Here is a 26784-nt window from a genome sequence, read left to right on the forward strand (position 1 = left end):
TCAGACTATCCAGGGATCCCGGCAGTTGGCGGGGATGTACTTGCCCAGATAGACCTGGTTGCCGGCTTCGTTCCACTCGACAAAGTCGAAGATTTGGGTGAGCAGAAACATTCCCCGGCCCGATTCTTCGGTTTCCAAGATGCCGCGCTGGCAGCGGCTGAGCTTGCATTGGGGACGAAAGCCAGGTCCTTGATCCCGCACCAGCCATTGGTAAAACGGCTCTGAGCTGGCGTACTCGATGATCACTTTCTTGTTGGGATCGAGGCCATTACCGTGGCGGACGGCATTGATGATCGCTTCCTGTAAGCCCAGGCGCACCTCTGCCCGCCAAGGGGGAGGAACTTTTGAGATCAACAGATCGAGAACCGGTTGGGTGTAAAGGGTGGAGGGAAAGCTGATAACGCTCCAGGAGCAATGGGCGGGTTTGAGGGAAAGGGCAATCACGGAGGCAGTCTTCCCGGGGCACAGCGCTCTTCACCCATTCTAGCAATCCCATCAGTGTCAACCCCAGCAGAGGGGTGACCAGATCTCGGCAAGGGATCTTTTGCCGTACCATCTTGAGTAACGAGTCTCTTCGCGGTTACGCCCAATCGGCTATGGCAATCAAAGTTGGGGACAAGGTTAAAGTTCGCTGTGTCCGGGATCGCGGGCAAGAAAATGTCAGCGCTCTGGTGGGCAAAGAGGCTGTGGTGCTGGCCCGGCGGGTGGTCGATGGCAGCGGTGTCGGCTACGTTTTGGAGTTTCCTGATCGCTCTCGACACTGGTTTTTCGAGAGCGAGCTGGAAGCGCTCTAGGCCCCTGTCTGTGTTGCTGTTGTCTGGACGGTCGGTTGGTGGCTCCTCCTCCCCATTTGAATCGCCGTTTGCTGGCCCGCCAGATGGCCGCCCAGGTGGATGGCCTGACGGTGGAGCTGGCTGCTGCTGCTCTGGAGGCTATGCTGGATAGCATCAGTCAATGCCTGGCCCAGGGCGGTTCGGTGCGGCTGTCTCGCTTCGGCACGTTCTCGCTGCGCCATCGTCCTGCCCGGCAAACCTACCACCCGCGCACCAAGGCTCCCATTTACATCCCGGCTGCCAATGTGCCCCATTTTGTTCCCAGCCCTGAGCTGGGACGGGCGCCTAAGTCTGAGTCTGCGGGATCCGTCTAGGGTAGCTGCAGAATGACCGTCCTGCTCTGGTTTCGCACCGACTTGCGCCTGCTGGATCACCAGCCGCTGACGCGGGCTTGCCAACAGGGATCTCCCCTGATTCCCTTGTATTGTTTGGATCCCCGCCAGTTCGGTCAGGCTTCCTTGGTACTCCGCCCCAGAACCGGCCCTTTCCGCGCTCAGTTTTTGCTGGAGAGTTTGGCGGATCTGCGGCAGCAGTTGCGGGCGCGCGGCTCGGATTTGGTGATCCGCCGGGGCCAGCCGGAGCAGGTGATCCCCAGCTTGGCACGGGAGTGGGGGGTGAAGGCGGTCTATGCCCATGAGGAGGTGGGCACCGAGGAGACAGAGGTGACGGCTGCTGTTGAGAAGGCTTTGCTGGGGATCCGGTTGCACCTGGAGTGGGGCCACACCCTCTATCACCCTGAGGATCTCCCCTTTGGTCTTTCCCAACTGCCGGAGCTGTTCACCCGTTTTCGCAAGCAAGTCGAGGGGAGCACCCCCATCCGGGATCCCCTGCCCATTCCTTCTCTTCCCCCCCTGCCGTCGGGGTTGGATCCCGGCCCGTTGCCTACTCTGGCCGAGCTAGGGCTGAGTTTGCCCCCGCCGGATCGCCGCGCCCGCTTCACCTACACCGGTGGGAGCACCGCTGCCCAGGCCCGCCTGCAAACCTACTTTTGGGATCTGGATCGGCTGCGCATCTACAAGGAAACCCGCAACGGCATGTTGGATCCCAACGACAGCTCGCGGCTGTCTGCTTGGTTGGCCTTGGGCTGTATCTCGCCTCGCATCGTCTATGCCGAAGTCAAGCGTTATGAACAGGAGCGGGTGCGCAATGAGTCCACCGACTGGCTGGTCTTCGAGCTGCTGTGGCGAGATTATTTTCGGTTTGTCTTGGCCAAGCACGGCGCTAAACTGTTCCGTCCTTCTGGGATCCAGGGGATCCCCATCCCTTGGCAGCAGGATTGGCCCCGCTTTCAGGCGTGGTGCCGGGGCGAGACGGGCTACCCCTTGGTGGATGCCAACATGCGGGAGCTGGCGGCTACCGGCTTTATGTCCAACCGGGGACGGCAGAATGTGGCCAGCTTTCTGACCAAGAATCTGGGCATCGACTGGCGCATGGGCGCTGAGTGGTTTGAGTCGCTGTTGATCGACTACGACGTGGCCAGCAACTACGGCAACTGGAACTACGCTGCCGGTGTAGGGAATGATGCCCGCGGCTTCCGCTACTTCCACATCCCCAAGCAATCTCGCGAGTACGACCCCAAGGGAGACTATCTGCGCCACTGGTTGCCGGAATTGGCCGGGATCCCAGGGGACAAAATCCACGAGCCCTATCGCCTCACCGCTGCCGAGCAAAAGCAATTTGGGGTTCGCTTGGGAGTGGACTACCCTCGTCCTGTGGTGGATCTGGAGAAATCCCTCGCGGCCAATCGACGGGTTTACGAAGCTGCCCTGGCCTCGCGGTGAGCGTTGGCTTCCCAATTTCTCCCAAGAGGGCAAAGGGGGCTGAGGTGATTTTTCAAGAAGCAGTTCCAGCCCAACGGTGCTATTCTAGTTAAGCGCCGTCTCGGCTCAGTAGCTCAGCGGTAGAGCAGGGGACTCATAAGCCCTTGGTCGCGTGTTCAAATCACGCCTGAGCCATCCACGCTCAACCTTTGTCCAAGGCTTCCCAGCCTGCCAGACACCATAGCTGGGTTGCGGTAGGGGCTTGGTTAGTATATTGGGATCCCTGCCTTGAGAATCGGTTCTGCAGATGGCCGTTCCGGATTACCAGAGCTTGCTGTTGCCGCTGCTCCAGTTTGCAGCAGGCGAAGGAACTGAAATCTCAACATAACCTAGCCCGAGGAGGCGAAAAGCGCTGTGACTCAGGTCAAGACCAAGGGAACCGATGAGATGGCTTTGCAGCTTATTGTGGGTTTGGGCAATCCCGGCCCACAATATGCCGATACCCGCCACAATTGCGGCTTTATGGTGCTGGATCGGCTGGCGCAGCGCTGGGGGATCCCGTTGGTTTTGGAAAAGCGGTTCCAAGGCAGCTACGGAGAAGGTTTTGTTCTGGGGGGCAAGCGGCGCCTGCTCAAGCCGGAGACCTACATGAACCGTTCCGGCCAAGCGGTGCGGGCAGTGCTGGACTGGTACAAACTGGATCCCGCCGCGGTGTTGGTGGTGTACGACGATATGGACTTGCCCCTGGGTCGCCTGCGACTGCGGGGATCCGGCTCTGCCGGCGGACACAACGGCATGAAGTCCATCATTCAGCACGTGGGGAGCGAGGCGTTGCCGCGGCTACGCTTGGGGGTGGGCAAACCCAAGGGCAGCGAAGATGTGATTGGCCATGTGTTGGGTGGATTTGCCCCTGCAGAACAAGAGGTGCTGGAGCAGGTGTTGGATACGGCGGTAGAGGCGGTGGAGTGCTGTTTGCAAGAGGGGCTGATGACGGCCATGAACCGGTTTAACCCCCTAGATCTGTCTGGGCCAACGTCCGAGCGAGATGGACAAAATCCTCCCCTGGGCCCAAGCAGGACTTTTCGTGAGGAGCGGGCGACCTCAAAGTGCGAAGGTTAAAAAGTGGCTCCCCTCGATTGCCGGTTTTGAGGGAGTGTGGTCTTGTCTGGCAAGAGAGCGGGCAATTCTATTGGGAAAGCGATACTCCAGATAAGTGTTAATTATCTGGAGTATCTACAGATGGAACCGGGCCTAGTTCCAGGCTGCTCCGCTCGACAGAGATGGGCCTGAGCAGAACAAAGTGCCGATGTAAGCGTTGCAAGCGGATCCCGATGAGGGTTAGCCTTTGTAACAGTCTTCTGGCCAAGCGATGCTGCTCGTGCCAGCCCAAGACGAAAACAAGACCCAAAGCAGTCCACCTGAGGTTGAGATCTTGCTGTTGAATTGCCCGGATCCCATGTTGCTTGCCGTCGAAGCTGCTGCTCCCGTGGACGCCAATCTTGCCCCTCTGATCCTGGTAGCGGTGCTGATGTCTCTGGTGGTCATCTACCTGGCCAGCCGCGTTGCCGGAGAAATTGCCGTTCGCCTGAGTTTTCCCCCCGTGCTGGGAGAGTTGCTGGGGGGCGTCATGGTGGGAGCCTCTGCCCTGGGGTTGCTCGTCTTCCCAGAGGGGCCAGTTTCCGGCCAAGAGCTGCATACCTTGGCTCAATCCTCAGCCCTGATGCAATTTTTGCAAACCACTGCCGGCCTCGACGAGGGATCCCTGGTGCCGGTGTTCTCCGCCCAAAGCCAGATCATCGACACCCTCTCGGAAATCGGGGTGGTGATCCTCTTGTTTGAAATTGGCCTCGAATCGGATCTGGCCGAGCTGTTGCGAGTCGGCCCCCAGGCCGCAGCCGTAGCCGTCATCGGTGTTGCTGTGCCCTTCCTGGCGGGAACACTGGGCTTGCTCTACCTGTTTCATGTGCCCACCATCCCCGCGGTATTTGCCGGGGCCGCCCTCACAGCAACCAGCATTGGTATTACCGCCCGCGTCTTGGCCGAGCTGCAAAAACTCACCTCCCCCGAAGGGCAGGTGATCATCGGCGCTGCCGTCCTGGACGACGTGTTGGGCATCATCATCTTGGCCGTGGTGGCGGGCTTGGCCAAAACCGGGGAGGTTGACCTAGCCGATATCGGCCTCATCATCGTCAGCGCCATCGTCTTTCTGGTCGGCTCCATTGTTTTGGGGCGCCTCCTCAGCCCCTACTTTGTAGCCCTCCTTAACAACCTAAGAACCCGCGGCAACCCGCTTTTGCCCGCCCTTGTGCTGGCTTTTCTGTTGGCCTACGTGGGCCAGGTGATCCACCTGGAGGCCATCTTGGGCGCTTTTGCCGCTGGCCTCATTCTGGCCGAAACCGAGAAACGGCAAGAGCTGGAAGAGCAGATCAAACCCGTCTCTGACCTGCTGGTGCCCATCTTCTTCGTCTGCGTCGGGGCCCGAACCAAACTCGGCGTGCTCAACCCCACCCTCCCCGCCAACCGCGAGGGTCTGATCATTGCCGTCTTCTTGATTGGCGTTGCGATTGTGGGCAAGCTGGCCGCCGGCCTGGGGGCGTTCGGCAAGCCGGGCATCAACCGCTATGCCATTGGCGTGGGCATGATCCCGCGCGGCGAGGTGGGCCTGGTGTTTGCCGGCGTGGGATCCACCAGCGGCGTTCTCTCCGATGCCCTGGACGTCAGCATCATCGTCATGGTGATCGCCACCACCTTTATCGCCCCCCTCTGGCTGCGGGGAGTCTTGCCCGGGGCAGCAGACTCTCCTCCTTCCCTTCTGGATCTGCAGGCAGAAGCATCAGAGCAAGACCGCGTCGAAACCCCATCAGCGCGCTCAGACTCAGAGCAGGTGGGCATTCCTGAGGGTTAAATCACCTCGGCTTTCTCCCCAAACGCCCCCAGAGCGTCTGGAACAGCAGCCGCAACGGGTTGCGACGGCGGGAGCCCACGTGTTCAACCTGCTCCGTCCTCTCCTCTTGGGGCAAAATCACCTGCAGCGAGGGCGGCTCAAACCGCTGCATCGTTGTGGAGCGCCGATCCACCACCTCCGTCTTCACGCTGCGAAAGCTCACCGACTGGAGATATCGCTGAAAATCTTCGTCCGACAACCGGCGAATGCAATACTGCATCCGCACCTGATCCCCCAACTGGATCTGATCCCCGTCCTTGAGATCCCAGCTCAAACATTGCTGCCCGTTTACCGAGATGCCATTGGTGCTGCGCTTGCCTTCGATATTGCCGTCCAACAGCCGGTAGGTGTACTGGCCGTCTTTTTGGGGTAGCCGCAGCAGCAGCGCATGTTGCCGAGAAACAGCCGCCGAATGGATGACAATGGCGTTGCCGGGATCCCTGCCGATGGAGTAAGTGGCCGCGCTGAGGGCCACCGCCCGCCGTCCCTGCTCATCATCGATGACCAGCACGTGCCAAACCTGGGATGGGAAAGACTTTGCGTCGGTAGACATTGTCTGGGGTCTGCTTTGCCAGAGAAAGGCTCGGCAAGAGAGGGCCTTTCCCCCATAATGATAGGGTAGGGTTTCCCCACCGGTAAGGATTGTTAACAGCAACCATGACTGCAACTCCATCTCTTCTCCAAGACCTGCCCCCCATCTACCCCGGCGTTGCCGTGCGGGTCATCAATCCCAACGACACCTACTACCTCTTTGAAGGACAAGTGCAGCGGGTTACCGACGACCACGCCGCCGTTCTCTTTGAAGGCGGCAACTGGGATAAATTGGTCACCTTCCGCCTCACAGAACTGGAAGTGATCGACAAATCCCGCCCCTAGCTCTGTTCTTTTTCCGATCCCCCCAGAACCCACCCATGCGCAGCCATTGGCAGGAACCTTTCCTCTGGATCCACGCCGCCGGGATCCTTGCCTTCCCCCTGTGGGTGGGGCTGACCTTGATCGGGCTGGCCACGGGGGATCCCCTCCTCCCGGTGGGGGTGGAGCAAGCTTGGGTAGCTGTGGTGGGCATTGCGCCGGTCTTTGCCATGCAGTGGCGCAAACCGTTCGACATCTTCAGCCTGTTGGTGGCCTCTGTTCCCCCAGAGGAACTCACCCCCGACCAACGCCGCATCTTGGCTGCCTTCCTCAGCCCCGAACACAAGATCTTGACGCTGTTGGCGGCAATCCTGATGCTGGAAATCGGTGAGCGCCTTTACGACTTTGCCCCCCTCTTTGCCCCCCTCACCCCTGGCAACGGCACCCGCTTAGCCGGCCTGGCCGTAGCCGCCTTTGGATTTTGGGGGGCCAACCTGTTCTTGCAGATCCCCCTTGCCGCCATACGGGTGCTCCTCCTCAGCGAGCCGGAGCTGGCCCAACTGGATCCCATCCCTGCTGAGGAGATCGAGAGCCGCTTCTCCGTCGTCGGCGATCGCCACATCCCGCTGCTGCAACGGCTGCTGCGCCACCTCTCTGAAGGCGACTTGAAAAAACCAGGAGACAAGGTTAAAGGCAGTCAAGGCAATGAAGTGGCAGGAGACCCACGACCCGAATCCCAGAAACGGGATCCCTCCGCAGAAGTTGCCCTGCCGGCCCCTGAAACTCCCCTCGATCCCACCTAAGGGTTGTGGCTCGATGTTAGATTGGAGTCAATCCAGACAACACACTGTGAAACCGAACCATCGGCATTCCCCTGATCTTCGAGGCTACCGCACCGGCAATGGCGAGCAACTTTTCCTTCCGCTTCAAACAGTTCACCCAACGCCTCAGAGAAACCACCCAACTTCCCCAGTTTTTCACCGAGCAAGCCACCAGCGAAACCCAAAACCTCGCGCGGGAGTTGGCTTTGGTTGGGGAATACGCCACCCAGCTCAGCCAGGTGGTGATGGAGGTGGACTTCCTCAACCAGCTCTACACCCGTCTTTTGCATGAGCGGGAAGTTTTGCAGCAGGAAAAAGACAACCTGGAAGCACGGGTCTTTGAGTTGCAGCAGGAGCGCAACGAGACAGAGCCGCAAGTGATGTACTTGCGAGAGCAGCTGAGCCAAGCCAGCTTTCAACTGGAACAAACCCAAAACCGCGAGCGCAGCCTCAGCGAGCGGGAACGGCAACTGTCGGAGATCGTGGCCCAACTGGAGCGCCGGCGGGCTGTGCTCAACCAGGCCATCGAAAACCTCACCAACCAAGAGGCCGACTACACCGTTCGTACCAAAGAGCTGGAGGCGGTTGTCCACGAAAACGAAAAGAAAGCCAAGCAGTATCTAGAAGCCGCCAACCACTATCGCGCCTACCTAGAAGAGCTCAATGCTCAGGTGCAAGAAACGCAAGCCAAGCTGAGAAACCTCGGTGTCGAACCCAAGCCTGCCGACCTGCCGCGGCTTGAGGATATGGAAAAGCCGACTCCCATCCCCACACCGCCGCCCTCTACTCCCATCGGCTACCCACCACCCCAACAGTCTCCTCTCCCCCAGTCGGGTGGCTACTGGCAGGACAGCCCCTTCGAGGACGATCCCTGGAGCTAGGGGTTATCCCAACAGCACCTGTAAGCCAGCTCTGCGGCAAAGCTCAGTGCCCTCTGCCCTGACCCGCCTTGGGGAGAGCTGAGGGGAGCGCTTACCCTGGAAGAAATCCATTGAAAGGGATCCACAAAAAGATCCTCAAGATTCCTGCAGAGATCCCGACCCCTGACGTTCAATCCATGCGTTTCTTGTCCAGCCAAGCCTATGGAACCGACCATGCCGGATTTACAAGCCCTCAGCCAATGGGATCGGCAGTTCTGCCGCTTTGCCGAGCAGCAACAGCTCCTCAAGCCCAAACAACTGGCCTTGGCCCTGAAGATCCAGCGGCAGCAGCACGGCCCCCTGGCTTTGATCCTCTGGCAGTTGGGGTTCGTGGGCCTGCAACACTTGGCCCAGTTCTGGGAGAGAGTATCTAGCGGCGCCGAGCTGCTCCGAGATGAGGCCCTCGGCTGAGAAAAGGGGCAAGAGCCCCAAGGTTCTGCGCTATCCCTCTGTGTCCCTGGAAGAAGCTGGAATCCACAGGCATAGGTCTTGCCCTGCAATCAAGTCGATTCTTCCGGCAGCAGACCTTTGGGATCCTCTGGCGGCGGCAGATGCGCCAGATCCACAGTCGCTCCCCCCAACAGCCGGGCTTGGATCCCTTTGAGGACGACATACAGCACCGGCACCACCAGCAGGCTGAGTAGGGTTGAGACGAACATACCGCCGATAACAGCCGTGCCCAGAGATTGGCGGCTGGCAGCCCCGGCGCCACTGGCCACCGCCAGCGGGAAAATGCCCAGGATCGTGCTCAAAGCCGTCATGAGGATGGCGCGGAAACGCGTCTCCGCCGCCTGGATCGCGGCCTTGGCCAGTGGGATCCCTTGGGCAACCAGTTGGTTGGCAAACTCCACGATCAAGATCGAGTTCTTGCTGGCCAGACCGATCAACATCACCAGCCCCACTTGGCAAAAGATGTCGTTGGCCAGGCCCCGCAGCAGTTGGGCCGAGAGCGCCCCCAAAACCGCCAGCGGCACCGCCAGCAGAATGATCAAGGGATCCACATAGCTCTCAAATTGGGCCGCCAGCACCAGGAAGACGAACACCGACCCCAAAGCAAAGATCAGCGGCGCCTGCCCCCCCGACTCGATCTCTTCTAAGGACAGGCCCGACCACTCGAAGCCAAACCCCTGGGGCAGCAAGCGGGCAGCCAGACTTTCCATAGCCCGAATGGCCTGGCCCGAGCTGAAGCCCGGCAGCGGGCTGCCCTGGATCTCCGCCGAGCGGAAGAGGTTGAAATGATTGATGAGCGCCGGGCCGGTGGTCTCCTCCACCTGAACCAACGTGCTCAAGGGCAAGAGCTGCCCCTGCCCACCGCGCACGTAGAACTGGCCAATACGTTCGGGGCTGCTCCGGAAAGCCTGGTCCGCCTGGACGTAGACCCGGTAGTTGCGGTTGAACAGGTCAAAGTCGTTGACATAGGTGCCTCCCAGCAGCGTCTGTAGCGTGCCGAAGACCTCGGCCAGCGGGATCCCCAGCACCTGCGCTATGTCCCGATCCACCTTGACCTGCAACCGGGGGGAGTTGGCGTTGAAGGTGGGCGGATTAATCCGCACGCCCAGGGGGGGCTGGCCCGGCGGGGGCGGCGAGTTGCCCACAAAGAAAAAGGCGTTGGCCGTCTGCTGCAGCAGGTTGAAATCGTTCACCCCCCGATCCTGGAGTTGGAAGGTAAACCCGCCCGTGTTTCCCAGATCGGGAATGGCTGGCGGCAAAATCGGGATCACCAACGAGCGGCTGATCCCGCCCAAAAAGAGCCCGAACAGCCGGTTGACAATCGCCTGCGCCGATTGTTCCGGTCGCCGCCGCTTGTCCCAGGGCTTGAGGGTGGCGAAGATCAACCCGTTCCCCGGCGAGGGCCCAGTAAAGCTGAACCCCCCCACGATCACCTGGTTTTCGATTTCCGGGATCCCGTCCAAAATGGCGCTGGCCTGCCGGATGACCCGGTCGGTGTAGTTGAGCGAAACCCCCGGCGGCCCCTGCACAATGGTGATGAAAAAGCCCTGATCCTCATCCGGCACAAACCCCGTTGGCACGATCTGGAACAGCCAATAGGTGAGGCCCAGACAGGCGACAAACCCCGCCACCACCACCAGCCGCAGCTTCACCACCAGCTCCAGCAGCCGGCGATAGGCGGCGCGGATCCCTTCCACCGCCCGGTCAAACCAGCGCAACAGCCAAAACATCTGCTCAGAACGTGGGCGGATCAGCAGCGCCGACAACGCCGGGGCCAGGGTAATGGCATTAAACGTAGACAGGGAAACCGATACGGCAATGGTGACGGCAAACTGCTGGTAGATGCGGCCACTGGTGCCGGGAAAGAACGCGATCGGCACAAACAAGCCCAGCAGCACCAGCGTCGTGGCAATCACCGCCCCCAGCACCTCGTTCATCCCCGCCGAGGCCCCCTGCAGAGGCCGCATGCCGCGGTCGCGGATGTAGCGGGAGATGTTCTCCACCACCACGATGGTGTCGTCCACCACCAAACCGGTGGCCAAAGTGAGGCCAAACATGGTCAGGGTGTTGATGGAAAAGCCGAATAGGCGCACAAAGGCGAACGTCCCCAGCAGCGCCACCGGGATCGTGACGGTAGGGATAAGGGTGATGCGCCAATCTTGCAAAAAGATAAACAGCACCAGCACCACCAGGACGATAGCCTGGAGCAGGGTGAAGATCACCTCTTGTACCGACTCGGTGATGAACAGCGTGGCGTCGAAGGCGATCTCGTAGATCAAGCCGGGCGGGAAATTTTTCGCCAGCTCGGCCAACGTCTGCCGCACCTGCCGCGACACCTCGAGGGCGTTGGCATCCGGCTGCTTGGTGATGGCGATCCCCACCGCCTCCTGGCCGCCGATGCGGAAGAACGTATCGTAACTTCGGGCTCCCAGCTCCACCCGGCCCACGTCGGCAATGCGCACCAAGCCGCCATTTGGGCTGGCTTTGAGGACAATTTGGGCAAACTCCTCCGGCTGGGAAAGCCGACCCGTGGCCTGGACGCTGATCTGAAACTCCTGATCCGGCAGGCTGGGCTGGCTGCCGATTTGGCCGGCAGGCACCTGGATATTCTGCTGGCGCACCGCGTTCACCACATCCAGCGCCGTCAGCCCGTAGCCAGCCAGCCGCGTCGGATCCAGCCAGATGCGCATGGCATAGGTGCGCTCCCCAAAGACGATGACATCGCTAACGCCACGGATGCGCCGCAGGGCATCCCGCACGAACAGCTCGGCGTAGTTGCTCACAAACAGCTCGTCGTATTCCCCCGCCTCTGAGCGCAGCGCCACCACCTGCACAAAAGCGCTATCGCCCGCCTTTTCCACGCTGAGGCCGTTTTGAATCACTTCTGCCGGCAGCCGCGCCTGCACGCGTGCCACCCGGTTCTGCACATCCACAGCTGCTGTGTCCAGATCCCGATCCGGGCTGAAGGTGACGGTGATCTGGCTGGTGCCGTTGCTGCTGCTGACCGAGGAGATGTACCGGATGCCCTCGACGCCGTTGATCTCCTGCTCCAGCACATTCGTCACCGCCGTCTCCACCGTCTCGGCATCGGCCCCGGGGTAAACAGCGGTCACCGTCACTGCCGGCGGCGCCACCTGCGGGTAGTAGTCCACCGGCAACAGGGGGATACTCACTGCTCCCACCAGCACGATTAGGATGGAGCAGACGCTGGCAAAGACAGGGCGGCGAATGAAAAAGTCAACAAACATAGACAGGGATCCGCATGAGGAGTAGAAGGGAGTGGCCGAGCTCAAGAGGGGAGATCTAGGGCGGGGATTCAGGTGGTCTCCCTCCTCCTTGCCTCCTCTGCTGCAAAAGCACCTCATCGACGATGGGGGCGCCATCGCGGATTTTTTGCAGGCCGCTCAGCACAATCGGCTCATTGGCCTGCAGCCCCTCCAGCACCTCGTAGCTGTTGCCGTGGATGGATCCCAGCCGCACCGGCTTTTGCACCGCCACCGCTCCAGGGGGCTGGCCCTCTTCTGCAGGACCTGCAGTCTGCACCGTGTAGACAAAGGTTTGGGCGCCCAGACGGGCTACCGCCGTCACCGGCACCAACAAAGCTGGCCGCTCCTCCCAGACGATGCGGGTTCGCACAAACTGGGCGTTACGCAACTGGCCGGCGGGGTTCTCCAGCAAGGCCTTGGCCAGGACCGACTGCGTGCCGGGATCCGCTTCAGGCGCAATGAAAGAGACTTGGCTGGTGCCGATGACCTCGCCGCCGCTATCTAGGATCTGCACCGGCGTGCCGATGCGCAGGCGGGGGGCCTGCTGCAGCGGGATGTTCAGGTTCAGCTCCAGCGCCTGGGTTTGGGTCAGGGTGGTCAAAACCGTCTGGGGTGTCACATAATCCCCCTGCCGCACCAACACCTCGCCGACAATGCCGGCAAAGGGAGCCGTGACCTGGAAAAACTGCAGTTGCACCTGCTGCCGCTCCGCCTCGGCCCGGGCCCGCTCCACCTCTCGCTCTGCCCGCAAGATGGCCGCCTCTTGGGCCCGGATCTGCTCCTGCTGGGCCGCCAAGGCTGCCTCCGCCTGGCGCAGATCGCGGCTGGACTGATCCGCTTGCGCCTGGCTAATAGCCCCCTCGGCCAAGAGGCGCAGGTTGCGCTCGTGCTGCTCCTGGGCGAACTCTGCCGCCGCCTCCAGCCGCAGCCGCTCCGCCCGCAACTGGCTGAGCACGGCTCGGCTGCTCTCCAGGTTGGCCTGGGCCGCCGCGATCCCCGCCGTTTGGCCGGCCACCGCCGCCTGTTGCTGCCGGCTGTCGATCGCAAACAGGGGCGCCCCGGCAGAGACCTGGGATCCCAGCCGCACGAACACCTGGGTTACCTGGCCGCTCACCTGGGGCCGGATGCTTGCCACCTGCTGGGATCCGAGGCTGGCGATGAACTCCGCAGTCTCCTGAATGGGCCGTTCTTCCACGGCGCCGATGGCCACCGGGGTGGGCTGGCTTTGTCCACTTCCTCGGCCTTCCATGCCGCGAGGGGGCCCCCCCGCTCGACAGGCAGCCAGCAGCAAAGAAAAACACAACAGCGGCAGAGCTGTTCGCAATCGCCTCATGATTACAACTGCTCCCACAACAGAGGCATCCCCTCTCTGCATTGGCTCAACTAACCAAGGTAATGAGCCTGTGCCTTCCTGCACCTGTGCAAAAGCGCTTGCCATCCTTCCCAATCCAGAACTAAGGTGTATGCTTAGCCAAAAGCCCAGCTTAGCGTCCAGAGCCCCAGCTCGCCGGACAACGGCCATCTTTGGCCAGACGGTTCTAAACTTGTTGCGCAAGCATCGGATCTTTTGTTACCTGACGCGAAGGCAAGTCGCTGCAGTTGAGGAAGTTGATATGAGGACTGTAGCCGTAACCTGGTTTCGCCCGCTGCAGCTCGACTGTCGTCCTCAGCACTGGCTGTGGAGCTGCCTCGGAGCAGCAGCCATCACAGCCTTCACGGCGGTTGCTGCTTGGGCGCGGCCAGTATTGGAAGTGCGCATGACCATGGGCTTGCCCATCAGCCCCAACTATTGGTACCTGGTGGCCCTCAGCCGGGCCGGCAGCCCTGGCCCCACTGCCAACCTGGTGGATCCCAATGTCCGCGTCGGGCCCAATGAGTATGCCTTTGTCCAGAACTGGGACTACCTCATCCGGGTTACCCCCCTCAACGAAGAATCGGTCTTGCAGTCCACCATCCAGCGGTTTGGCGAGCCGGAGCGGGAGTTTGCCGTCGGCTTTAACCAGGTGCGGGCAGAGCGCCTCAGCCGCGACCGCGACACCCTCCGCTTCCAGATCGACATCTCCGAGCTCCAGGGCCTGGACGGGCGGGATCAGGATATCCAGGTGGCGCTGCTCACCGCCCGTGCCCCCTTCCGCGTTGCTCCTGAAGAAACCAACCTGGCCATTGACGCCACCCGTGGCGAGCTGCCCCACTACTACCGCCTCAGCCTCTCCAACCAGCGGCAGGTGGTTGTGGACGATCCCCAGCGGCAAGAGACAGTGCGCCGCAGCCGAGAATTGATCCAACAAAGTGGCTCTGGGGCTGCCCTCACCCGCGACCTCATCGAGGGGGGAGCTTTGGAGATTTTGGCCGCCAACATTCTTACCTTTGAGCTGCGCCTGGTGGACCGCTAGGGATCCTCTCCCCTGCAGGCCCAAGATTGCCGCCATTTCAAATCCCTTCTTCGGCAAGAGAAGCTGGGCTGGGATCCAACATCACAAACAGAAACGACTCCAGCCCTGCCAGGTAGGTGAGCACCTGCTCCTGGGCCGCTTCCTGGTCGATCCGATGGGCTTGGGCCGCCTGCTCGATCAGGCCGGCCACCGCCACTGGCCCCTGCAACAGGGATCCCAGCCAGGCCATCTGGGGGGCTGGTATGGTCAGGCGCCCACGGCTGGCCCCCGGCCAGTTCATGGCAAACTCCAGCTTCTTGTCGTGGGCCTGGGCAAAGTTGTGGCGAAACTCGGCGTTGTCCATCAGGATGGGGTTGAGCTGCACCCTGCCCTCCAGCCAGTCGGCGTCGCTCCAGGGCAAGACCAGGGAAGAGCCGGGGTGCTCCGCCCAAAAGTCGATTAGGCGGTGGTTGGGGTAGATTAGCTCGTAGAAGTGGTTTTGCTCGGCAGGGGAAAGCTTGTCCAGCTCCGCCTGCAGCCAAGCCGGCATGGCCCTGTCTTTGAAGAGCAGCGTCGGATCCCAGTCGGCGTAGTCCACTAGGCAAACCAAGCCCAGCTCCGCCTCTTGAAGCATGCGCAGGAGATCCGGGAGCAAAAACCCTTTGTCGCCGGGTAAGAGGTAGTTGGCGCGGATGTTGGTGTCGTCGCTGTAGATCTGGGGATCCCAGTGTAGCGCAGCCCGCAGCTCGTCAGAGGCCAGGCTGGCCATGAACTCCCGCACCCGCCGGCAGGCTTCGGGGGTGGGCAGCTCAAACAGGCCCAGCAGCCGGAACGCCTCCTGCAGGCGGAAGATCACCTGCCGCTGGTAGGCGTGGTGCAGGTTGGCCCGCAAGATCCCGTCCGGCTTGAGCACCCGCTTAAGCGCCTTCAAGCCCGCCACGGGATCCTCAAGCAGATAGAGCACGTCGTTGAGGCTGATGAAGTCAAACCGCTGCCCCAGTTGTTCAATCTCCAACAGGTTGAGGGCATGCAGCTCCACCTCCCCAAAGCCGTGGTAGCGCAGGCGCCGCTCCGTTGCCTGCACCGACGCCGGCGAGAGGTCGCAGGCCACCAGCCGCGCCCCTGGGTTGGCCTCCGCCAAGATCAAGGTCTCCCAGCCGGAGCCACAGCCGACGTTGAGGATGGCGATCCCCTCGCTGGGCAGGATGGCGCGGGTACGGGCGTATTGGGCCGTCGTCCAGCTCAGGCGGTACAGACTACCGATGGCGCTGCGGCCCGACGCCTCAACAGGTACGTTGGGATAGGGCAGTTCCTCGTAGAGTTGCCGCAAAGACTCGGTTGTGCTGCCGGCCATGGGATCCACTCCAGGAAGCTGCTCCCTATGCTACTGCCTCAGGAACGCCGCAATAGCGTCGGCAATGGCCTCATTGCCCTTGCGATCCAGCTCCTCCGACGCCTGGGGTGGGTGAGGGGGATCCCGCAAGAAGTCCCAGGATCCCGCAAAGAACTCTTCCGGCGAGAGGATACGATGCCAGCCGTAGCGCCGCAATCCCTCCACCAAGAGGGGCGACTCGGCAAAGCTGGAACGGTTGACACAGGCCATGGGGATCCCACAGCGCAGCGCCTCCGCTAGGGTGCCATAGCCCGGCTTGGACACCACCCAGCGGCAGAGGGGCATGACATCCACCGGGCGCCACCTCTGCCCGTCCAAAACCTGCAGGTTGGGCAAAGGGGGAGCCTTGGGGTCGAAGGTGAGAAACTGCCAGTCGGGAAAATCCAAAAGCCGCTCATAGGGCAAGCCCTGCAGCCCTAGCCCGCCAAAGGTCAACAAAACCGTGGGCCGCTCCCGCTCCAGCCCTAGGCGCTGGGCCACCTCCTCAGCCAAGTAGCGGGGATCCGACCCCGTCAACCCCACGGGTTCCTGGTGGGGAAAGGCGCCCATAGGCTCAGCAAAGGGCAGGCGAAACAGCCGCTGGCAGCGCCCGTACAGCTCGCGGATCCAGCTTACAAAGGGCTGAAACTGGGGGCCGTACTCTTGATAGATAAAGTCCCAGCCGAAGTTGCTGGCCATCCAGCAGGGGATCCCGGCGGCCTCGGCAATGGCGGCGGCAATGGGGGGCACATCCCCTAGCAGCAACGGCACCCCCTGGCTGCGGATGAACTCCGCCTCTTCTCGGATGAGGTCGGCAGACCCCGCTTGGAACGCCCGCAGGGCCGCTAACGTCGCCGGCAGATCCGCCTGCAGCCCATCCGGCTGCACCACCCCCACGTCCAAAGCGCGGGGCCGATGCAGAAACTCCCCTTCCCCGTAGCGCTCCAGCAGCCAAGCGGGAGCCGGCGTCACCCAAATGGGCAGGATCTGCGGCTCCCGCCGCCGCAAAGTGTTCACCACCGCCGTCAGCCGGGTGACGTGCCCAAACCCATGGGCCGTTGCCGCCACATAGAGAGGAACTGGATTCACCGCCATAGCCTTAGGAAAGCACAGGCTGAGACTTTTCCCGCCGGGATCCCCAGAGGTTGCTGGCCAAGATGAGGCCCAGGCCCAGCAGCGATCCTGGCGCGATCGGCTCCTGCAACAGCACCGCGATCAACCCCAGCGACAGGAATGGCGTGACATAGACCCAATTGGCCAGGGATCCGCGCTCGTCCGCCAGCTCCAGCGCCCGCAGCCAGAACACAAAAGTCAGGCCCATCTCCGCCAAGCCGATGTAGGCCGCCCAGCCCAGCCCTGCTAGAGTCCACCTCAGCTCCTGCAACGGCAATAGCGCCAGGCAATAGCCGCTGCCGAAGACAAACCCCAGGAACAACTTCAGCACGGCATCCCGTCCATCCCGCACATTGAGCAGCCAGTAGAGGGCCCAAATAGCGGCGCTGCCCACCGCCAGTCCCACTCCCCAGGGATCCTCCACCTGCAGGGTGCCCCAGGAGCCCCCCGTGGCCACCAGCACCACCCCCACCAGGCTCGTTCCCAAAGCCAGCAGCAGCCGCCCGCGCAGGCGCTCCCCCAACAGCGGCACCGCCAAGAGAGCCAGTAGCAGCGGCCAGGTGTAATTTAAAGCCAGTGCCGCCTGGGCCGAGAGGCGATCATAGGCTTGGAAGAGCACCCCGTAGTAGCCAAACGGGTTGAGCAGCCCCTGCAGCGCCGACAGGCCAATTTGGGATCCCTTCTGCTGGCGGACAAGAGGCGCCCGCCCTGTTACCACCAGAACCATCCCCAAGATTAGGCAGGAGCTACACGCCGAAAAAATCAGCAAGACCGTCGGTGAGAGGTGCTGCAACCCGAACTTAAAGGCGCTGGCCGCTGTGGCCCAGCCCAAGATAGCCGCCGCCAGGTAGGCGCGGGCCCGCCAGGGATCCCTGCGCATCAAAAGCTGTCCAGATCCCTGTCTTCTGCCTTTGGCCTCGCTCCGGTGGGAAGGCCCAGCCGCGGCGCCACCACCCAGACGTAGAGCAGGTAGCCCAGACCCACCACCACCGCCCACTTGAGAACAGTGGTGAAAACCCGGAAGACCAGCCCCACCAGCAAGATACAGCCCAAAATGGCCAAAACCGTCAGCAGTGGACGCCCCCACTCAGCCCAGGTGCGAACGGCATTTTTCCCCTGAGACGAGCTCAGCGCCCCAGAGGCCGCAGCCGCCTGCTCCAGTTCGCGCTCAAGCTGTTTTAGCCGTTCTTGTTCTGAGAAAGAAAGATCCGACATAGGGAGCAGTCTCCAGAATACAGGGCCATCTCCATCTTACGAGCTGCTCCCCAAAAGCAGGGCAAGCTAGGCCCGCGCCGACGGGATCTCTTGGGCCATGGCGCGGAACAGATCTAGAGCTGGGCCAGGGCGACGGTTAGGACGCGGAGCCGGGATCTCGTTGGGCACAAAGGGCCTTTCGACCACCACTTTGGGCTTGGCAGGCGCAGCCGTTGCCGCAGAGTTAGAGGAAGTTGCCGACTGGCTTGGAGCGGATTGTCCAGGCGCCGAGCGAAAAGGCCCGGTTACAAAATCCACTAGACCGCCGAAGAGAATGCCAAAGAAGGAAAAAAGACCGCCGAACAGCTTTTTGAGAATGCCCATTTTGCCGATGTCGTAACGTTCTGCAACTGGCCACTCATTATTGTTAAGAACGGGCAGCTTGGCTATAGGTAGATATGCTTTTTTCAACCTCAGGGATCCCCCACCGGTCTGCCTGTGGCATCGAAGCGCCGCAGCGGTAGGGCCAGCTCCAGCTCCTGCAGCTCCAGGGGTTCCGAGACGGGCCGGCTGCGCCCCAGCTCAAAGCCATCGGCTGCCGCCGGGTTCACTGCGTAGCCCATATCTGCCATCGCTCCCACCGTAAGGATGCTTAAGGGATTGGGCACCCCCCGGTCGAGGCGGGTGGTCATCAGCTCCCGACCCAAGACGCTCTCCCGCCAGTGGGAATCGCGGGATCCCTCCCCAAACTGGTTCTCTAAGGGAACAGAAGGGGCATTCCCCCCCAACGTGGTAAAAGCGGCAACCGCCCGCGGGCCAATAAAGTGGGGGTCATAGCCCGGCGGCGTCGGCTGATCCCGCCCCACCAAGCCCACCGTCAGCCCCTTGGGATCCCAGACGCTGGGCAAAAAGCCAAGCGCATGGCCCAACTCGTGCAAAGCAGTAATGGGCAGGTCACCCCGCTCTTCCAAAGCCGAGAGGTTTTGGCTGTTGAACACAACCACAGAGTAGAAAGGCAGGCCATTGGAGGCCCGCACAAAACAGGGAGCCGCTCCCCCCAAAATCCGCTCGTTGCCCAGGTCTCTCGCCCGCACCTCCACTAGCAGATCGTCAATGGGGAAATTGAGCGACGTGCTGGGAAACCCTGCAGCGCACTCGTCGGCCCGGATGTTGGTGGGCCGCAGATCCGGCTGATCCCCGACGATGATCTCCTGCCACCTCAAGGCCGCGCTGCGGACAATGGCTTGCTGGCTGGGAGTGAGGCTGTTGTCGGGAAAACGAACGTCAATCGCGAACTGGGGAACAGAGGTAGCCGTCGGCGAAGGGAAAACAGTCGGGGTAGGGGTGAGAACGACAGTTGGAGTAGAGGTGGGAATGACGGTTGTGGGAGCGGGAGTGACACTTACCGAAGAGGAACCACCACTTCCCCCGCAAGCCTTGAGCGCCAGTACCAGAAGCACAGCCACCAGGAATCCGAACAGACCCCCTACTCTGCCCAGAAGCTGCCGTCGCCTTGAAAAAACCTGCACACCACCCCCAAACTCGAAAAGCTCTCCGAGTCAAGTGGATCATACCGGCTGCGACCCGCCTCCCAAGAATGATCTGCATCACACTGTGCCGGCCAACTTCAGGACGAGATGGGCGGCCTAATTCTTCGGGTTAGAATCCTTTATTCTAGGGAGTCAGAAGAACTTTCCTCTATGCCCCAGCCTGCGGCCAAAACGTCCACTGCCGCCTGCAACGCCCGGTTATCCCCCAAAAGTTCCGCGGGATCCGACCGCGGCTCCACCAGGGGGACCAAGCGCAAGATGCGGCTGTCCTGAACCAAGTCAATAACCACGCCCGCTCGCTCCTTACCCAGGTCAGCAAGCTCCTCCGCCGCAGCAGGATCCCGCAGACAGGCGTAGTCAAAGCTATTCACATTCAGGTAAAGGCTGCCATTTACCACCAGCGTGGCGGCGGTGGGATCCTGAAAAACATCCATCACGCAGCCTTCCCCCTGCTTGCGTACCGTGCCATCCACGATGTCGAAGTAACGGACACGTCCCAAATCGGATAGCAGCCGGTAAATATCCCGCTTATTTACCAAAGTTCCCGTATCCACAATACAGGGGGCACAAGGATGAGTATCTGTCATAGGGCAGTCGGTCTCGAAAGGTCAATGGGCGAAGAACAGGCCAAAGGAAGGCAAAATCAATAGTATCTACAGACCCTCTAGAAAAACACCAGTCCTCGGCAATTTTAGGCACGGCTGTGGCTGACCGGCAACTGAGGATCCTACTTGACAAAAACTTTAACCAACCAAAAAGGAAAGGTAATTTGCCTTGCTCTGCAAAGTTGTTGAGTTACCGAAACTACAGGATCGCTTTCTCCCTTCTGGCCACCCAGCCCTGAGACCGTTAGACCGCTTTCTGGGAAAGCTCGTTCACAACTCCTATTGACTCTATCACAGCCTTCCCGAAAAGATCACAGGCCGCCGCTCAGTCACAATCTACAGGCAAGGGCGACAGAAGCCAATGGATGTTCCGCCAGCCGAGATTGCCTGCATATTGTGGGAGAATGAGTGGCTGGGAAGCTTTAGGCACTAGATATCGTAGATAACATCTGCAAAATCAGGGCTGGCAAAAAAAAGGCCGAGGCCAAGCCCCGACCGAGGAATCCATGTTGTTAAGCTCATCCTCAAGGACGAGAAGGGCTGCTGTCAAAAGACGGCCTGTCTTCCCCGAGTTCAACCGCCGGCGAAAGCGGTGCAGATCCACGCCTGAGTATGATCAAGACTGCCCCTGTCTTTATCTGCTGTCACGGCTCCTGTGCTGACCACCGCCTCTTCTCCCGACCTCCTGACACTTTCGCCAGTCCGTAGCCTGCGCGGCCAAATCAAGGTTCCAGGCGATAAGTCCATCTCCCACCGCGCCCTGATGCTGGGATCCCTGGCGGAAGGGGAAACCGTCATTCACGGGCTGCTGCTGGGGGAGGATCCTCGCAGTACGGCGGCCTGTTTTCGGGCGCTAGGGGCTGGGATCCCCGAGCTCAACAGCGAGTGCGTCCGCATTCAAGGGGTGGGCTTGGATCGCCTGCAGGAGCCGACAGATGTCTTAGACGCCGGCAATTCCGGCACCACCCTGCGCCTGATGCTAGGGATTCTGGCCGGCCAGCGGGGGCGCTTTTTTGCTGTCACTGGGGATCGCTCCCTGCGCTCACGGCCCATGGGGCGGGTGGTGGAGCCGCTGCGGCAGATGGGAGCCAACATCTGGGGGCGGGCGGGGGGCACCTTGGCTCCTTTAGCGGTGCAGGGGGGATCCCTGCAGGGAATTCACTACCACTCGCCGGTGGCCTCGGCCCAGGTGAAGTCCTGTCTGTTGCTGGCGGGCCTTTTGGCAGAAGGCACCACGCAAGTTACAGAGCCGGCCCTCTCCCGCGACCACTCGGAGCGGATGCTGCGGGCCTTTGGCGCCCAGATCCACGTCGATGTCGAGGCGAAAACCGTGGCTGTGGTGGGAGGATCCCGCCTGGTGGGCCAGACGGTGCAGGTACCGGGGGACATCAGCTCAGCAGCCTTTTGGCTGGTGGCCGCCTCGATTGTGCCGGAGAGCGAGTTGCTGCTGCAGGATGTGGGCCTCAACCCCAGCCGCACCGGCGTGCTGCAGGTGTTGCAGGAGATGGGGGCCGATATTCAAGTGGAGAACCGGCGAGAGATGGCGGGTGAACCCCTGGGGGATCTGCGGGTGCGCTCGGCTCGCTTGCGGGGCTGCAGCATTGGTGGCGATCTCATTCCCACGCTAATCGACGAGATCCCGGTTTTGGCGGTGGCGGCAGCTTTTGCCGAGGGGACTACGGTCATTCGCGATGCGGCGGAATTGCGGGTTAAAGAGAGCGACCGCTTGGCGGCCATCGCCCAGGAACTCAGCCGGATGGGGGCCCAGGTCACCGAGTATCCCGACGGCCTGGAAATCAAAGGCGGGATCCCGTTGCAAGGGGCCGAGGTGGACAGCCACGCCGATCACCGCATCGCCATGAGCCTGATGGTGGCCGCCCTGGCCGCCCAGGGATCCACCACCCTTCGAGGGGCCGACTGTGCCCGCATCTCCTACCCCGACTTCATCCCCACCCTGCAGCGGCTGATCAACCCTTCGTCCGCGTCCTAGCCAGCCAAGAGCCAACTTTTGCCGATGTCAGACCAGCCCATCGCCATCGAACACCTCTGCTTCCGGGTTCCTCCCGGCGGCCAGATGGCCTTCATTCAGGAAGACGAGCGGATCTGGGGGCCTGCCCTGCGACAACAGCCGGGCTTTTTGGGCAAAGAAGTCTGGCTGGACCAAGAGGATCCCGAACTTGTTCACCTCATCCTCCGCTGGGCCAGCCGTACTGCCTGGAAAGCCTTCTCCCCCGACCAAGTGGAGAGGTTGGATCGGCAGATGCAGCCTTTTTATGTACGCCTGGAGCAGGCCAAAGAATACCAGCTCTGGCAGCCCGACCTATTGGGAGAAGGACAAGCCTGATTAGGGGATCCTTTGGCTCTCAAAGCCCACTTCGGGTTCCATTGAGTCGGCTCTAGCGGATGCCGCCGCCCGCTCTTGTTCCACCAACTCCCGCAGGCTGGGCATGGCCAGGGCCCCTTCGCGCCGTTGCAGCCCGGCCTCAAAAGTTTCCGGGGTCACGATCCCACCGGAGATGAGCATCTTGAAAGCGTCCTCTACCGGCATGAACACCTCCACCACCTGGTCTTCCGGCACGATGGCGTACCAGCCCGTCGTTGGGTTAGGGGTGGTGGGCACGAACAGGCTGAGGGAGCGCTGCGGCCCATCCGGCCGGATTGGGGTTTGAATGGTGCCGGTTACAAAGGCCAGCGCCCAAGCCCCAGGCCGGGGATATTCCACCAGCACCACCCGCCGAAAGCGCTGATTGTTGGGGGCAAACAAAACGCTGACCAATTGCTTCAGGGTCTTGTAGACCAACCCCGCCACCGGGATGGCGTGGAGCAACTGCTCGCTCAGGTTGAGCAGCCACTGGCCGACAATGTTGCGGGCCATGAAGCCGATCAGCAGGATGAACACAACCGGCGTCAACAAGCCCACCGCCAGATCGATGAGGTTGATCAAAATGGGGTGCAGCCCCTGGATGGGATTAAACTGCTTGGGAATGCTGGTCAAAAAGCCGATGCTCCAGGTGGCCACCTCCACCGTTAGCCAAATCGTGGTTGCCAGAGGGATCACCACCAGCAAACCCGCCACGAAATAGTTCTTAAGATGCTGTTTCCATTGAGAAACCATGGTGAGGTCGTTCCATCAAGTCAAATGAGTGGACGCACCGAGCCGACGTAAGTGAAGCTTGCAGATGGCAATCATCATACCTGCCTTCTGCCTTGCCCCTATGGGGGCAGCTACAACTTGCTCGGACCCAACAACCGGGCTGCCAGAAAGTGCAGAGCCCCGAACTTTCATGAGGCCGATAATGCTATCTTAGGTCGATATAAAATTTTGTAAAGCGGGGAGCCTGTCCCGAGGCGCTGTGGTCAAGCCCTGGGATAGTTCTGCCGGATGTCGTGTGGGAGGCCCCATGTCCGAGTCAGATTGGTTAGAGCACACCTGTCAGGTGGAGGTGCCTGTTCCCATCGAGCAGGTGTGGGAGCTGTGGGCCAACCTTGCCCTCATGCCGCGCTGGATGAAGTGGATCCGCTCAGTGGAACTGCTGGATCACGAGCTATCGCGGTGGACGCTGGATACGCGCGGCCTCACCTTCAGTTGGATCTCCCGCACCCACACGGTGGTGAAACACCAGCACATCGGCTGGCAATCGGTGGAAGGCTTGCCCAATCGCGGGGCACTGCGCTTTTACGACCGCAAGGGCAGTACCATTGTTAAGCTGTCGGTGGCCTACAAGATCCCGGGGATCCTGGGCAAGATCTTGGATGGCCTGTTTGTGGGCAAAGTTGTGGAGAGCACCATCCAGGCGGACTTGGAGCGCTTCAAAGCCTATGCCCTAGAGCAGGCGGGAGCGAGCGCCAGCAATACTCCGGCCAGCTAGCCCTGGCCAGGTTTGTTCTCCGTTTTGCGACGACCCCTTGATTCCTTGTTAACTCTCGCTGCTGCCAAGGTCTGAATCTATGTCCGATCCCCCTCCTGAGCCTGTCATCGCCCTTTCTCATCAACCGGTGGACAACCGCAACATTCGCTTCTCCCTGGAGCGGGGCGATCTGGATCTGGAGCAGCTCCTGCTGTTGTTGAACCGCAACGCCTTTTGGGCCCAGAATCGCCGGCGGGAAGAGATGGAGCGGGCCATCGCCCACAGCCACCCGGTGGTCAGCGCCTGGGACGGGGAGCGCCTGATCGGCTTTGGCCGCGCCACCTCTGATGGGGTTTACCGGGCTGTCCTCTGGGACATTGTGGTTGATCACGACTACCGCCGCCAGGGCATCGGGCGCAAGCTGGTGGAAACCCTGATCAGCCATCCCCACCTGCAGTCGGTGGAGCGCATCTACCTGTTTACCACCCATCAGCGCGGCTTTTACGAGCGAATTGGTTTTGTGGAAAATCCCAGCACCACTCTGGTGTTACACGGGCGTCCGCTGGGGTTTTTGATCCCGGCTGCCGAACAGGAGCAGGTCTGACCAACAGGGAGCCTCAGGGCAAGAAGAGGCGTGGGTGAGTGTATCTTGAACAACAGTGGGTTGGCTCGGCCTCGGGAAGAGAACGCGCTAGCCTGAAGCAAAAAGGGTGAGAAGGTGTACCTATGGCCAATCGCCTCGCCACGTGTTCCAGCCTTTACCTGCGCAAGCACGCCGAGAACCCGGTGGATTGGTGGCCTTGGATCCCGGAGGCTCTGGAGAAAGCCCGGGCCGAGGACAAGCCGATTTTTCTGTCCATCGGCTATTCCAGTTGCCACTGGTGCACAGTCATGGAGGGGGAGGCTTTCTCCAACCCGGAGATCGCCGCCTTTCTTAATGCCCATTTTTTGCCCATCAAAGTGGATCGCGAGGAGCGGCCCGATCTGGACAGCATCTACATGCAGGCGCTGCAGCTCATGAGCGGGCAGGGGGGGTGGCCCCTCAATGTCTTCCTCACCCCCGATGATCTGGTGCCGTTTTACGCGGGCACCTATTTCCCGGTGGAACCCCGCTTTGGCCGTCCGGGTTTTTTGACCTTGCTGCAGCGCATCCTCCAGTTTTACCGCCAGGAAAAAGACAAAATCGAGGAGATGAAAGGCCAGATTTTGATGGCCCTGACCACCCTCAGCGACCTGGTGCCGGAAGACCATATTCCCCCTGATCTGTTGCGCTCCGGGATCCCCAAAATCCAGCCTTTGCTGGCCAACGCCGGGGCGGTGCAGCAGTTCCCCATGATGCCCTACGCCCAGTTGGTGTTGCGCTCGGCCCGCTTCGACCCACCGGAAGGGATCCCCGGCTCGCCGACGGCGCTGGAACGGGCTAAGGAGCGGGGCATGGCCTTGGTGTTGGGAGGGATCTTCGACCATGTGGCCGGCGGGTTTCACCGCTACACCGTGGATCCCACCTGGACGGTGCCCCACTTTGAAAAAATGCTCTACGACAACGGGCAGATCTTGGAGTTTCTGTCTGAGCTGTGGGCCCACGGGATCCAGGATCCAGCTATCGAGCGGGCGGTGCGCCTGACGGTGGAATGGGTGGCGCGGGAGATGACTGCCCCTGCCGGGTATTTCTATGCCGCCCAGGATGCCGACAGCTTTGCCCGGGCGGAGGACACGGAGCCGGAGGAGGGCGAGTTCTACGTTTGGCGCTGGCAGGAGCTGCAGGATCTGCTGGATGAAGCAACCTTCCGCGCCCTACAGCAGGCGTTTGACCTGTCGCCCAATTTCCCCGATCGGCCCGGCTGCATCGTCTTGCAGCGCAAACAGGGAGGAGAGCTGCCGCCGGAAGTAGAGACCGCCTTGACCACCCATCTGTTTCGGGCCCGCTACGGCTCCACAGAGCGGAGAACCCCCTTCCCACCCGCGGTAGATGCCCGCTCGGCCCGCCAACGCTCTTGGCCGGGGCGGATCCCACCTGTCACGGACACCAAGATGATCGTCTCTTGGAACGGCCTGATGATCTCTGGACTGGCGCGGGCCTACCAGGTGTTCGGTGACGAGGACTGTCTGCAGTTGGCCCTGCGAGCCGCCCAATTTATCCTCAGCCAGCAGCGCCACCCCCAGACGGGATCCCTGCTGCGCCTGAACTACGACGGCACAGCCCAAGTACCCGCTAAATCGGAAGATTATGCCCTGCTGATCAAAGCCCTATTGGACTTGCACCAAGTCAGCCTGCCGCTGGTGGGGGATCCCACCCCCCAAGATTGGTTGCAGGCTGCCCTCCAGCTCCAGCAGGAGATGGACGCGCAACTGTGGGATCCGGCCAGGGGGGGATACTTTGTCAGCGATGCCCAGAGCACCCCTGAACTGTTGGTGCGGGAGAAGGAGTTTCAGGACAACGCCACGCCCGCGGCCAATGGGGTGGCCATTGCCAACCTGGTGCGCCTAGCCGCCATCACCGGAGATCTGGACTACCTGGAACGGGCAGAACAGGCCCTGAAAACCTTTGCTCACATCATGAGCACCCAGCCGCGCACCTGCCCCAGTTTGTTTGCTGGGCTGGATTGGTACAGCAATTGGGTGAAAGTCACCCTAGAGGCCGAGCACATCCCTGCTTTTCAGCAGCGCTCTTGGCCCACCACCGTCTTCGCCCTGCCCACGGAAGCGGAGCCGCTGCCAGAAGGGGCGCTAGGCTTGGTGTGCTGGGGCAGCAAATGCCTGGCTCCGGCCAGCTCGCTGGAACAAATCCAGTCGCAGATCGGCAAAGGGCAGAACCGAGCCTACTGACAGCGATTCAGCCTTCTCCAGAACAAGCCGGGATCCCTTCTGCTCTACCCAAACCGCC

At 61.3% G+C, this 26784-nt stretch carries 27 protein-coding genes and 1 tRNA gene; 16 read left to right on the forward strand and 12 right to left on the reverse strand.

Annotation, left to right across the window (positions count from 1 at the left end; genetic code table 11):
- A complete protein-coding gene (locus NW851_RS03590) occupies positions 1-444 on the reverse strand; it encodes an ATP-binding protein (protein ID WP_414332501.1) in 444 nt (147 codons plus the stop codon).
- Positions 445-596: 152 nt separating this feature from the next.
- Here NW851_RS03590 and NW851_RS03595 point away from each other — a divergent pair, with 152 nt between their 5' ends.
- The 6 genes from NW851_RS03595 to NW851_RS03620 all read left to right on the forward strand — a co-directional run bounded on the left by NW851_RS03595 (position 597) and on the right by NW851_RS03620 (position 5498).
- Positions 597-794 (forward strand): cytochrome b6f subunit family protein, encoded by a 198-nt coding sequence (locus NW851_RS03595; RefSeq protein ID WP_414332503.1) that lies wholly within the window; start codon positions 597-599, stop codon positions 792-794.
- 56 nt (positions 795-850) lie between these two features.
- Positions 851-1147: an HU family DNA-binding protein gene (locus NW851_RS03600; protein ID WP_414337078.1), complete on the forward strand. Its 297-nt coding sequence runs from the start codon at positions 851-853 to the stop codon at positions 1145-1147.
- Between the two features lie 12 nt (positions 1148-1159).
- Positions 1160-2614, forward strand: coding sequence for a DASH family cryptochrome (locus tag NW851_RS03605; RefSeq protein WP_414337079.1), 1455 nt, complete (start codon positions 1160-1162; stop codon positions 2612-2614).
- 102 nt (positions 2615-2716) lie between these two features.
- A tRNA-Met gene (locus tag NW851_RS03610) sits at positions 2717-2788 on the forward strand.
- A 252-nt stretch (positions 2789-3040) separates the two neighbouring features.
- Positions 3041-3712 (forward strand): aminoacyl-tRNA hydrolase, encoded by a 672-nt coding sequence (gene pth, locus NW851_RS03615; RefSeq protein WP_414332575.1) that lies wholly within the window; start codon positions 3041-3043, stop codon positions 3710-3712.
- A 337-nt stretch (positions 3713-4049) separates the two neighbouring features.
- Positions 4050-5498 (forward strand): cation:proton antiporter, encoded by a 1449-nt coding sequence (locus NW851_RS03620; RefSeq protein ID WP_414332577.1) that lies wholly within the window; start codon positions 4050-4052, stop codon positions 5496-5498.
- Position 5499: 1 nt separating this feature from the next.
- Here NW851_RS03620 and NW851_RS03625 read toward each other — a convergent pair whose 3' ends face one another.
- Entirely contained in the window at positions 5500-6090 is a 591-nt protein-coding gene (locus NW851_RS03625) for an FHA domain-containing protein (RefSeq protein ID WP_414337080.1), read from the reverse strand.
- A 104-nt stretch (positions 6091-6194) separates the two neighbouring features.
- Between NW851_RS03625 and NW851_RS03630 the strand changes: the two genes are divergently transcribed.
- The 4 genes from NW851_RS03630 (at position 6195) to NW851_RS03645 (ending at position 8541) form a co-directional block, all read left to right on the forward strand.
- Positions 6195-6413 carry an NAD(P)H dehydrogenase subunit NdhS gene (locus NW851_RS03630; RefSeq protein WP_414332511.1) on the forward strand — a complete coding sequence of 73 codons (219 nt, stop codon included), beginning with the start codon at positions 6195-6197 and terminating at the stop codon, positions 6411-6413.
- A gap of 35 nt (positions 6414-6448) precedes the next feature.
- Positions 6449-7192, forward strand: coding sequence for a low-complexity tail membrane protein (locus NW851_RS03635; RefSeq protein ID WP_414332513.1), 744 nt, complete (start codon positions 6449-6451; stop codon positions 7190-7192).
- A gap of 98 nt (positions 7193-7290) precedes the next feature.
- The gene (locus NW851_RS03640) at positions 7291-8091 is read left to right on the forward strand and encodes a hypothetical protein (protein ID WP_414332515.1); all 801 of its coding nucleotides are present in this window, start codon (positions 7291-7293) and stop codon (positions 8089-8091) included.
- A 213-nt stretch (positions 8092-8304) separates the two neighbouring features.
- On the forward strand, positions 8305-8541 hold the full coding sequence (locus tag NW851_RS03645) for a DUF2949 domain-containing protein (RefSeq protein WP_414332517.1): 237 nt from the start codon (positions 8305-8307) through the stop codon (positions 8539-8541).
- An 89-nt stretch (positions 8542-8630) separates the two neighbouring features.
- Here the strand turns inward: NW851_RS03645 and NW851_RS03650 are convergent, their stop codons facing one another.
- Together NW851_RS03650 and NW851_RS03655 are read right to left on the reverse strand one after the other, a co-directional pair.
- Complete coding sequence (locus NW851_RS03650) at positions 8631-11828, reverse strand: efflux RND transporter permease subunit (protein WP_414337081.1); 3198 nt, start codon at positions 11826-11828, stop codon at positions 8631-8633.
- Between the two features lie 55 nt (positions 11829-11883).
- Positions 11884-13179 carry an efflux RND transporter periplasmic adaptor subunit gene (locus NW851_RS03655; RefSeq protein WP_414337082.1) on the reverse strand — a complete coding sequence of 432 codons (1296 nt, stop codon included), beginning with the start codon at positions 13177-13179 and terminating at the stop codon, positions 11884-11886.
- A 280-nt stretch (positions 13180-13459) separates the two neighbouring features.
- On the opposite strand from NW851_RS03655, the gene NW851_RS03660 reads away from it, so the two are divergent.
- Complete coding sequence (locus NW851_RS03660) at positions 13460-14239, forward strand: hypothetical protein (protein ID WP_414332523.1); 780 nt, start codon at positions 13460-13462, stop codon at positions 14237-14239.
- Between the two features lie 37 nt (positions 14240-14276).
- On the opposite strand, the gene NW851_RS03665 is transcribed toward NW851_RS03660, so the two are convergent.
- The 7 genes from NW851_RS03665 to NW851_RS03695 all read right to left on the reverse strand — a co-directional run bounded on the left by NW851_RS03665 (position 14277) and on the right by NW851_RS03695 (position 20034).
- Positions 14277-15572 carry a class I SAM-dependent methyltransferase gene (locus NW851_RS03665; RefSeq protein WP_414337083.1) on the reverse strand — a complete coding sequence of 432 codons (1296 nt, stop codon included), beginning with the start codon at positions 15570-15572 and terminating at the stop codon, positions 14277-14279.
- Positions 15573-15602: 30 nt separating this feature from the next.
- Positions 15603-16685: a glycosyl transferase gene (locus NW851_RS03670; protein WP_414337084.1), complete on the reverse strand. Its 1083-nt coding sequence runs from the start codon at positions 16683-16685 to the stop codon at positions 15603-15605.
- 4 nt (positions 16686-16689) lie between these two features.
- On the reverse strand, positions 16690-17583 hold the full coding sequence (locus tag NW851_RS03675) for a DMT family transporter (protein ID WP_414332529.1): 894 nt from the start codon (positions 17581-17583) through the stop codon (positions 16690-16692).
- Positions 17583-17918, reverse strand: coding sequence for a hypothetical protein (locus NW851_RS03680; RefSeq protein WP_414337085.1), 336 nt, complete (start codon positions 17916-17918; stop codon positions 17583-17585). The genes NW851_RS03675 and NW851_RS03680 overlap by 1 nt, the downstream gene beginning before the upstream one ends.
- 66 nt (positions 17919-17984) lie before the next feature.
- Positions 17985-18281 carry a hypothetical protein gene (locus NW851_RS03685; protein WP_414337086.1) on the reverse strand — a complete coding sequence of 99 codons (297 nt, stop codon included), beginning with the start codon at positions 18279-18281 and terminating at the stop codon, positions 17985-17987.
- A gap of 89 nt (positions 18282-18370) precedes the next feature.
- Positions 18371-19363, reverse strand: a complete 993-nt coding sequence (locus tag NW851_RS03690) for a leishmanolysin-related zinc metalloendopeptidase (protein WP_414337087.1) — start codon at positions 19361-19363, stop codon at positions 18371-18373.
- Between the two features lie 203 nt (positions 19364-19566).
- The gene (locus NW851_RS03695; protein ID WP_414332537.1) at positions 19567-20034 is read right to left on the reverse strand and encodes a hypothetical protein; all 468 of its coding nucleotides are present in this window, start codon (positions 20032-20034) and stop codon (positions 19567-19569) included.
- A gap of 673 nt (positions 20035-20707) precedes the next feature.
- On the opposite strand from NW851_RS03695, the gene aroA reads away from it, so the two are divergent.
- On the forward strand, positions 20708-22042 hold the full coding sequence (gene aroA, locus NW851_RS03700) for a 3-phosphoshikimate 1-carboxyvinyltransferase (protein WP_414332539.1): 1335 nt from the start codon (positions 20708-20710) through the stop codon (positions 22040-22042).
- A gap of 24 nt (positions 22043-22066) precedes the next feature.
- Positions 22067-22396: a TIGR03792 family protein gene (locus NW851_RS03705; protein ID WP_414337088.1), complete on the forward strand. Its 330-nt coding sequence runs from the start codon at positions 22067-22069 to the stop codon at positions 22394-22396.
- Here NW851_RS03705 and NW851_RS03710 read toward each other — a convergent pair whose 3' ends face one another.
- Complete coding sequence (locus NW851_RS03710) at positions 22397-23167, reverse strand: DUF502 domain-containing protein (protein ID WP_414332543.1); 771 nt, start codon at positions 23165-23167, stop codon at positions 22397-22399.
- Positions 23168-23453: 286 nt separating this feature from the next.
- Here NW851_RS03710 and NW851_RS03715 point away from each other — a divergent pair, with 286 nt between their 5' ends.
- The 3 genes from NW851_RS03715 to NW851_RS03725 all read left to right on the forward strand — a co-directional run bounded on the left by NW851_RS03715 (position 23454) and on the right by NW851_RS03725 (position 26726).
- The gene (locus NW851_RS03715; protein ID WP_414332545.1) at positions 23454-23921 is read left to right on the forward strand and encodes an SRPBCC family protein; all 468 of its coding nucleotides are present in this window, start codon (positions 23454-23456) and stop codon (positions 23919-23921) included.
- Positions 23922-24000: 79 nt separating this feature from the next.
- Positions 24001-24504 carry a GNAT family N-acetyltransferase gene (locus NW851_RS03720; RefSeq protein WP_414332547.1) on the forward strand — a complete coding sequence of 168 codons (504 nt, stop codon included), beginning with the start codon at positions 24001-24003 and terminating at the stop codon, positions 24502-24504.
- Between the two features lie 122 nt (positions 24505-24626).
- On the forward strand, positions 24627-26726 hold the full coding sequence (locus NW851_RS03725; protein ID WP_414337089.1) for a thioredoxin domain-containing protein: 2100 nt from the start codon (positions 24627-24629) through the stop codon (positions 26724-26726).
- The last annotated feature ends 58 nt before the right edge of the window (positions 26727-26784 follow it).

This window comes from Synechococcus sp. H55.7, from assembly GCF_047462395.1.
Taxonomy (GTDB): domain Bacteria; phylum Cyanobacteriota; class Cyanobacteriia; order Thermostichales; family Thermostichaceae; genus Thermostichus.

Bases quoted from the DNA above. Each gene is read 5' to 3' on its own strand.
- NW851_RS03595 (WP_414332503.1), top strand. From the start codon at position 597: ATGGCAATCAAAGTTGGGGACAAGGTTAAAGTTCGCTGTGTCCGGGAT.
- NW851_RS03605 (WP_414337079.1), top strand. From the start codon at position 1,160: ATGACCGTCCTGCTCTGGTTTCGCACCGACTTGCGCCTGCTGGATCAC.
- pth (WP_414332575.1), top strand. From the start codon at position 3,041: ATGGCTTTGCAGCTTATTGTGGGTTTGGGCAATCCCGGCCCACAATAT.
- NW851_RS03620 (WP_414332577.1), top strand. From the start codon at position 4,050: ATGTTGCTTGCCGTCGAAGCTGCTGCTCCCGTGGACGCCAATCTTGCC.
- NW851_RS03625 (WP_414337080.1), bottom strand. From the start codon at position 6,090: ATGTCTACCGACGCAAAGTCTTTCCCATCCCAGGTTTGGCACGTGCTG.
- NW851_RS03630 (WP_414332511.1), top strand. From the start codon at position 6,195: ATGACTGCAACTCCATCTCTTCTCCAAGACCTGCCCCCCATCTACCCC.
- NW851_RS03635 (WP_414332513.1), top strand. From the start codon at position 6,449: ATGCGCAGCCATTGGCAGGAACCTTTCCTCTGGATCCACGCCGCCGGG.
- NW851_RS03640 (WP_414332515.1), top strand. From the start codon at position 7,291: ATGGCGAGCAACTTTTCCTTCCGCTTCAAACAGTTCACCCAACGCCTC.
- NW851_RS03645 (WP_414332517.1), top strand. From the start codon at position 8,305: ATGCCGGATTTACAAGCCCTCAGCCAATGGGATCGGCAGTTCTGCCGC.
- NW851_RS03650 (WP_414337081.1), bottom strand. From the start codon at position 11,828: ATGTTTGTTGACTTTTTCATTCGCCGCCCTGTCTTTGCCAGCGTCTGC.
- NW851_RS03655 (WP_414337082.1), bottom strand. From the start codon at position 13,179: ATGAGGCGATTGCGAACAGCTCTGCCGCTGTTGTGTTTTTCTTTGCTG.
- NW851_RS03660 (WP_414332523.1), top strand. From the start codon at position 13,460: ATGAGGACTGTAGCCGTAACCTGGTTTCGCCCGCTGCAGCTCGACTGT.
- NW851_RS03665 (WP_414337083.1), bottom strand. From the start codon at position 15,572: ATGGCCGGCAGCACAACCGAGTCTTTGCGGCAACTCTACGAGGAACTG.
- NW851_RS03670 (WP_414337084.1), bottom strand. From the start codon at position 16,685: ATGGCGGTGAATCCAGTTCCTCTCTATGTGGCGGCAACGGCCCATGGG.
- NW851_RS03675 (WP_414332529.1), bottom strand. From the start codon at position 17,583: ATGCGCAGGGATCCCTGGCGGGCCCGCGCCTACCTGGCGGCGGCTATC.
- NW851_RS03680 (WP_414337085.1), bottom strand. From the start codon at position 17,918: ATGTCGGATCTTTCTTTCTCAGAACAAGAACGGCTAAAACAGCTTGAG.
- NW851_RS03685 (WP_414337086.1), bottom strand. From the start codon at position 18,281: ATGGGCATTCTCAAAAAGCTGTTCGGCGGTCTTTTTTCCTTCTTTGGC.
- NW851_RS03695 (WP_414332537.1), bottom strand. From the start codon at position 20,034: ATGACAGATACTCATCCTTGTGCCCCCTGTATTGTGGATACGGGAACT.
- NW851_RS03705 (WP_414337088.1), top strand. From the start codon at position 22,067: ATGTCAGACCAGCCCATCGCCATCGAACACCTCTGCTTCCGGGTTCCT.
- NW851_RS03710 (WP_414332543.1), bottom strand. From the start codon at position 23,167: ATGGTTTCTCAATGGAAACAGCATCTTAAGAACTATTTCGTGGCGGGT.
- NW851_RS03715 (WP_414332545.1), top strand. From the start codon at position 23,454: ATGTCCGAGTCAGATTGGTTAGAGCACACCTGTCAGGTGGAGGTGCCT.
- NW851_RS03720 (WP_414332547.1), top strand. From the start codon at position 24,001: ATGTCCGATCCCCCTCCTGAGCCTGTCATCGCCCTTTCTCATCAACCG.
- NW851_RS03725 (WP_414337089.1), top strand. From the start codon at position 24,627: ATGGCCAATCGCCTCGCCACGTGTTCCAGCCTTTACCTGCGCAAGCAC.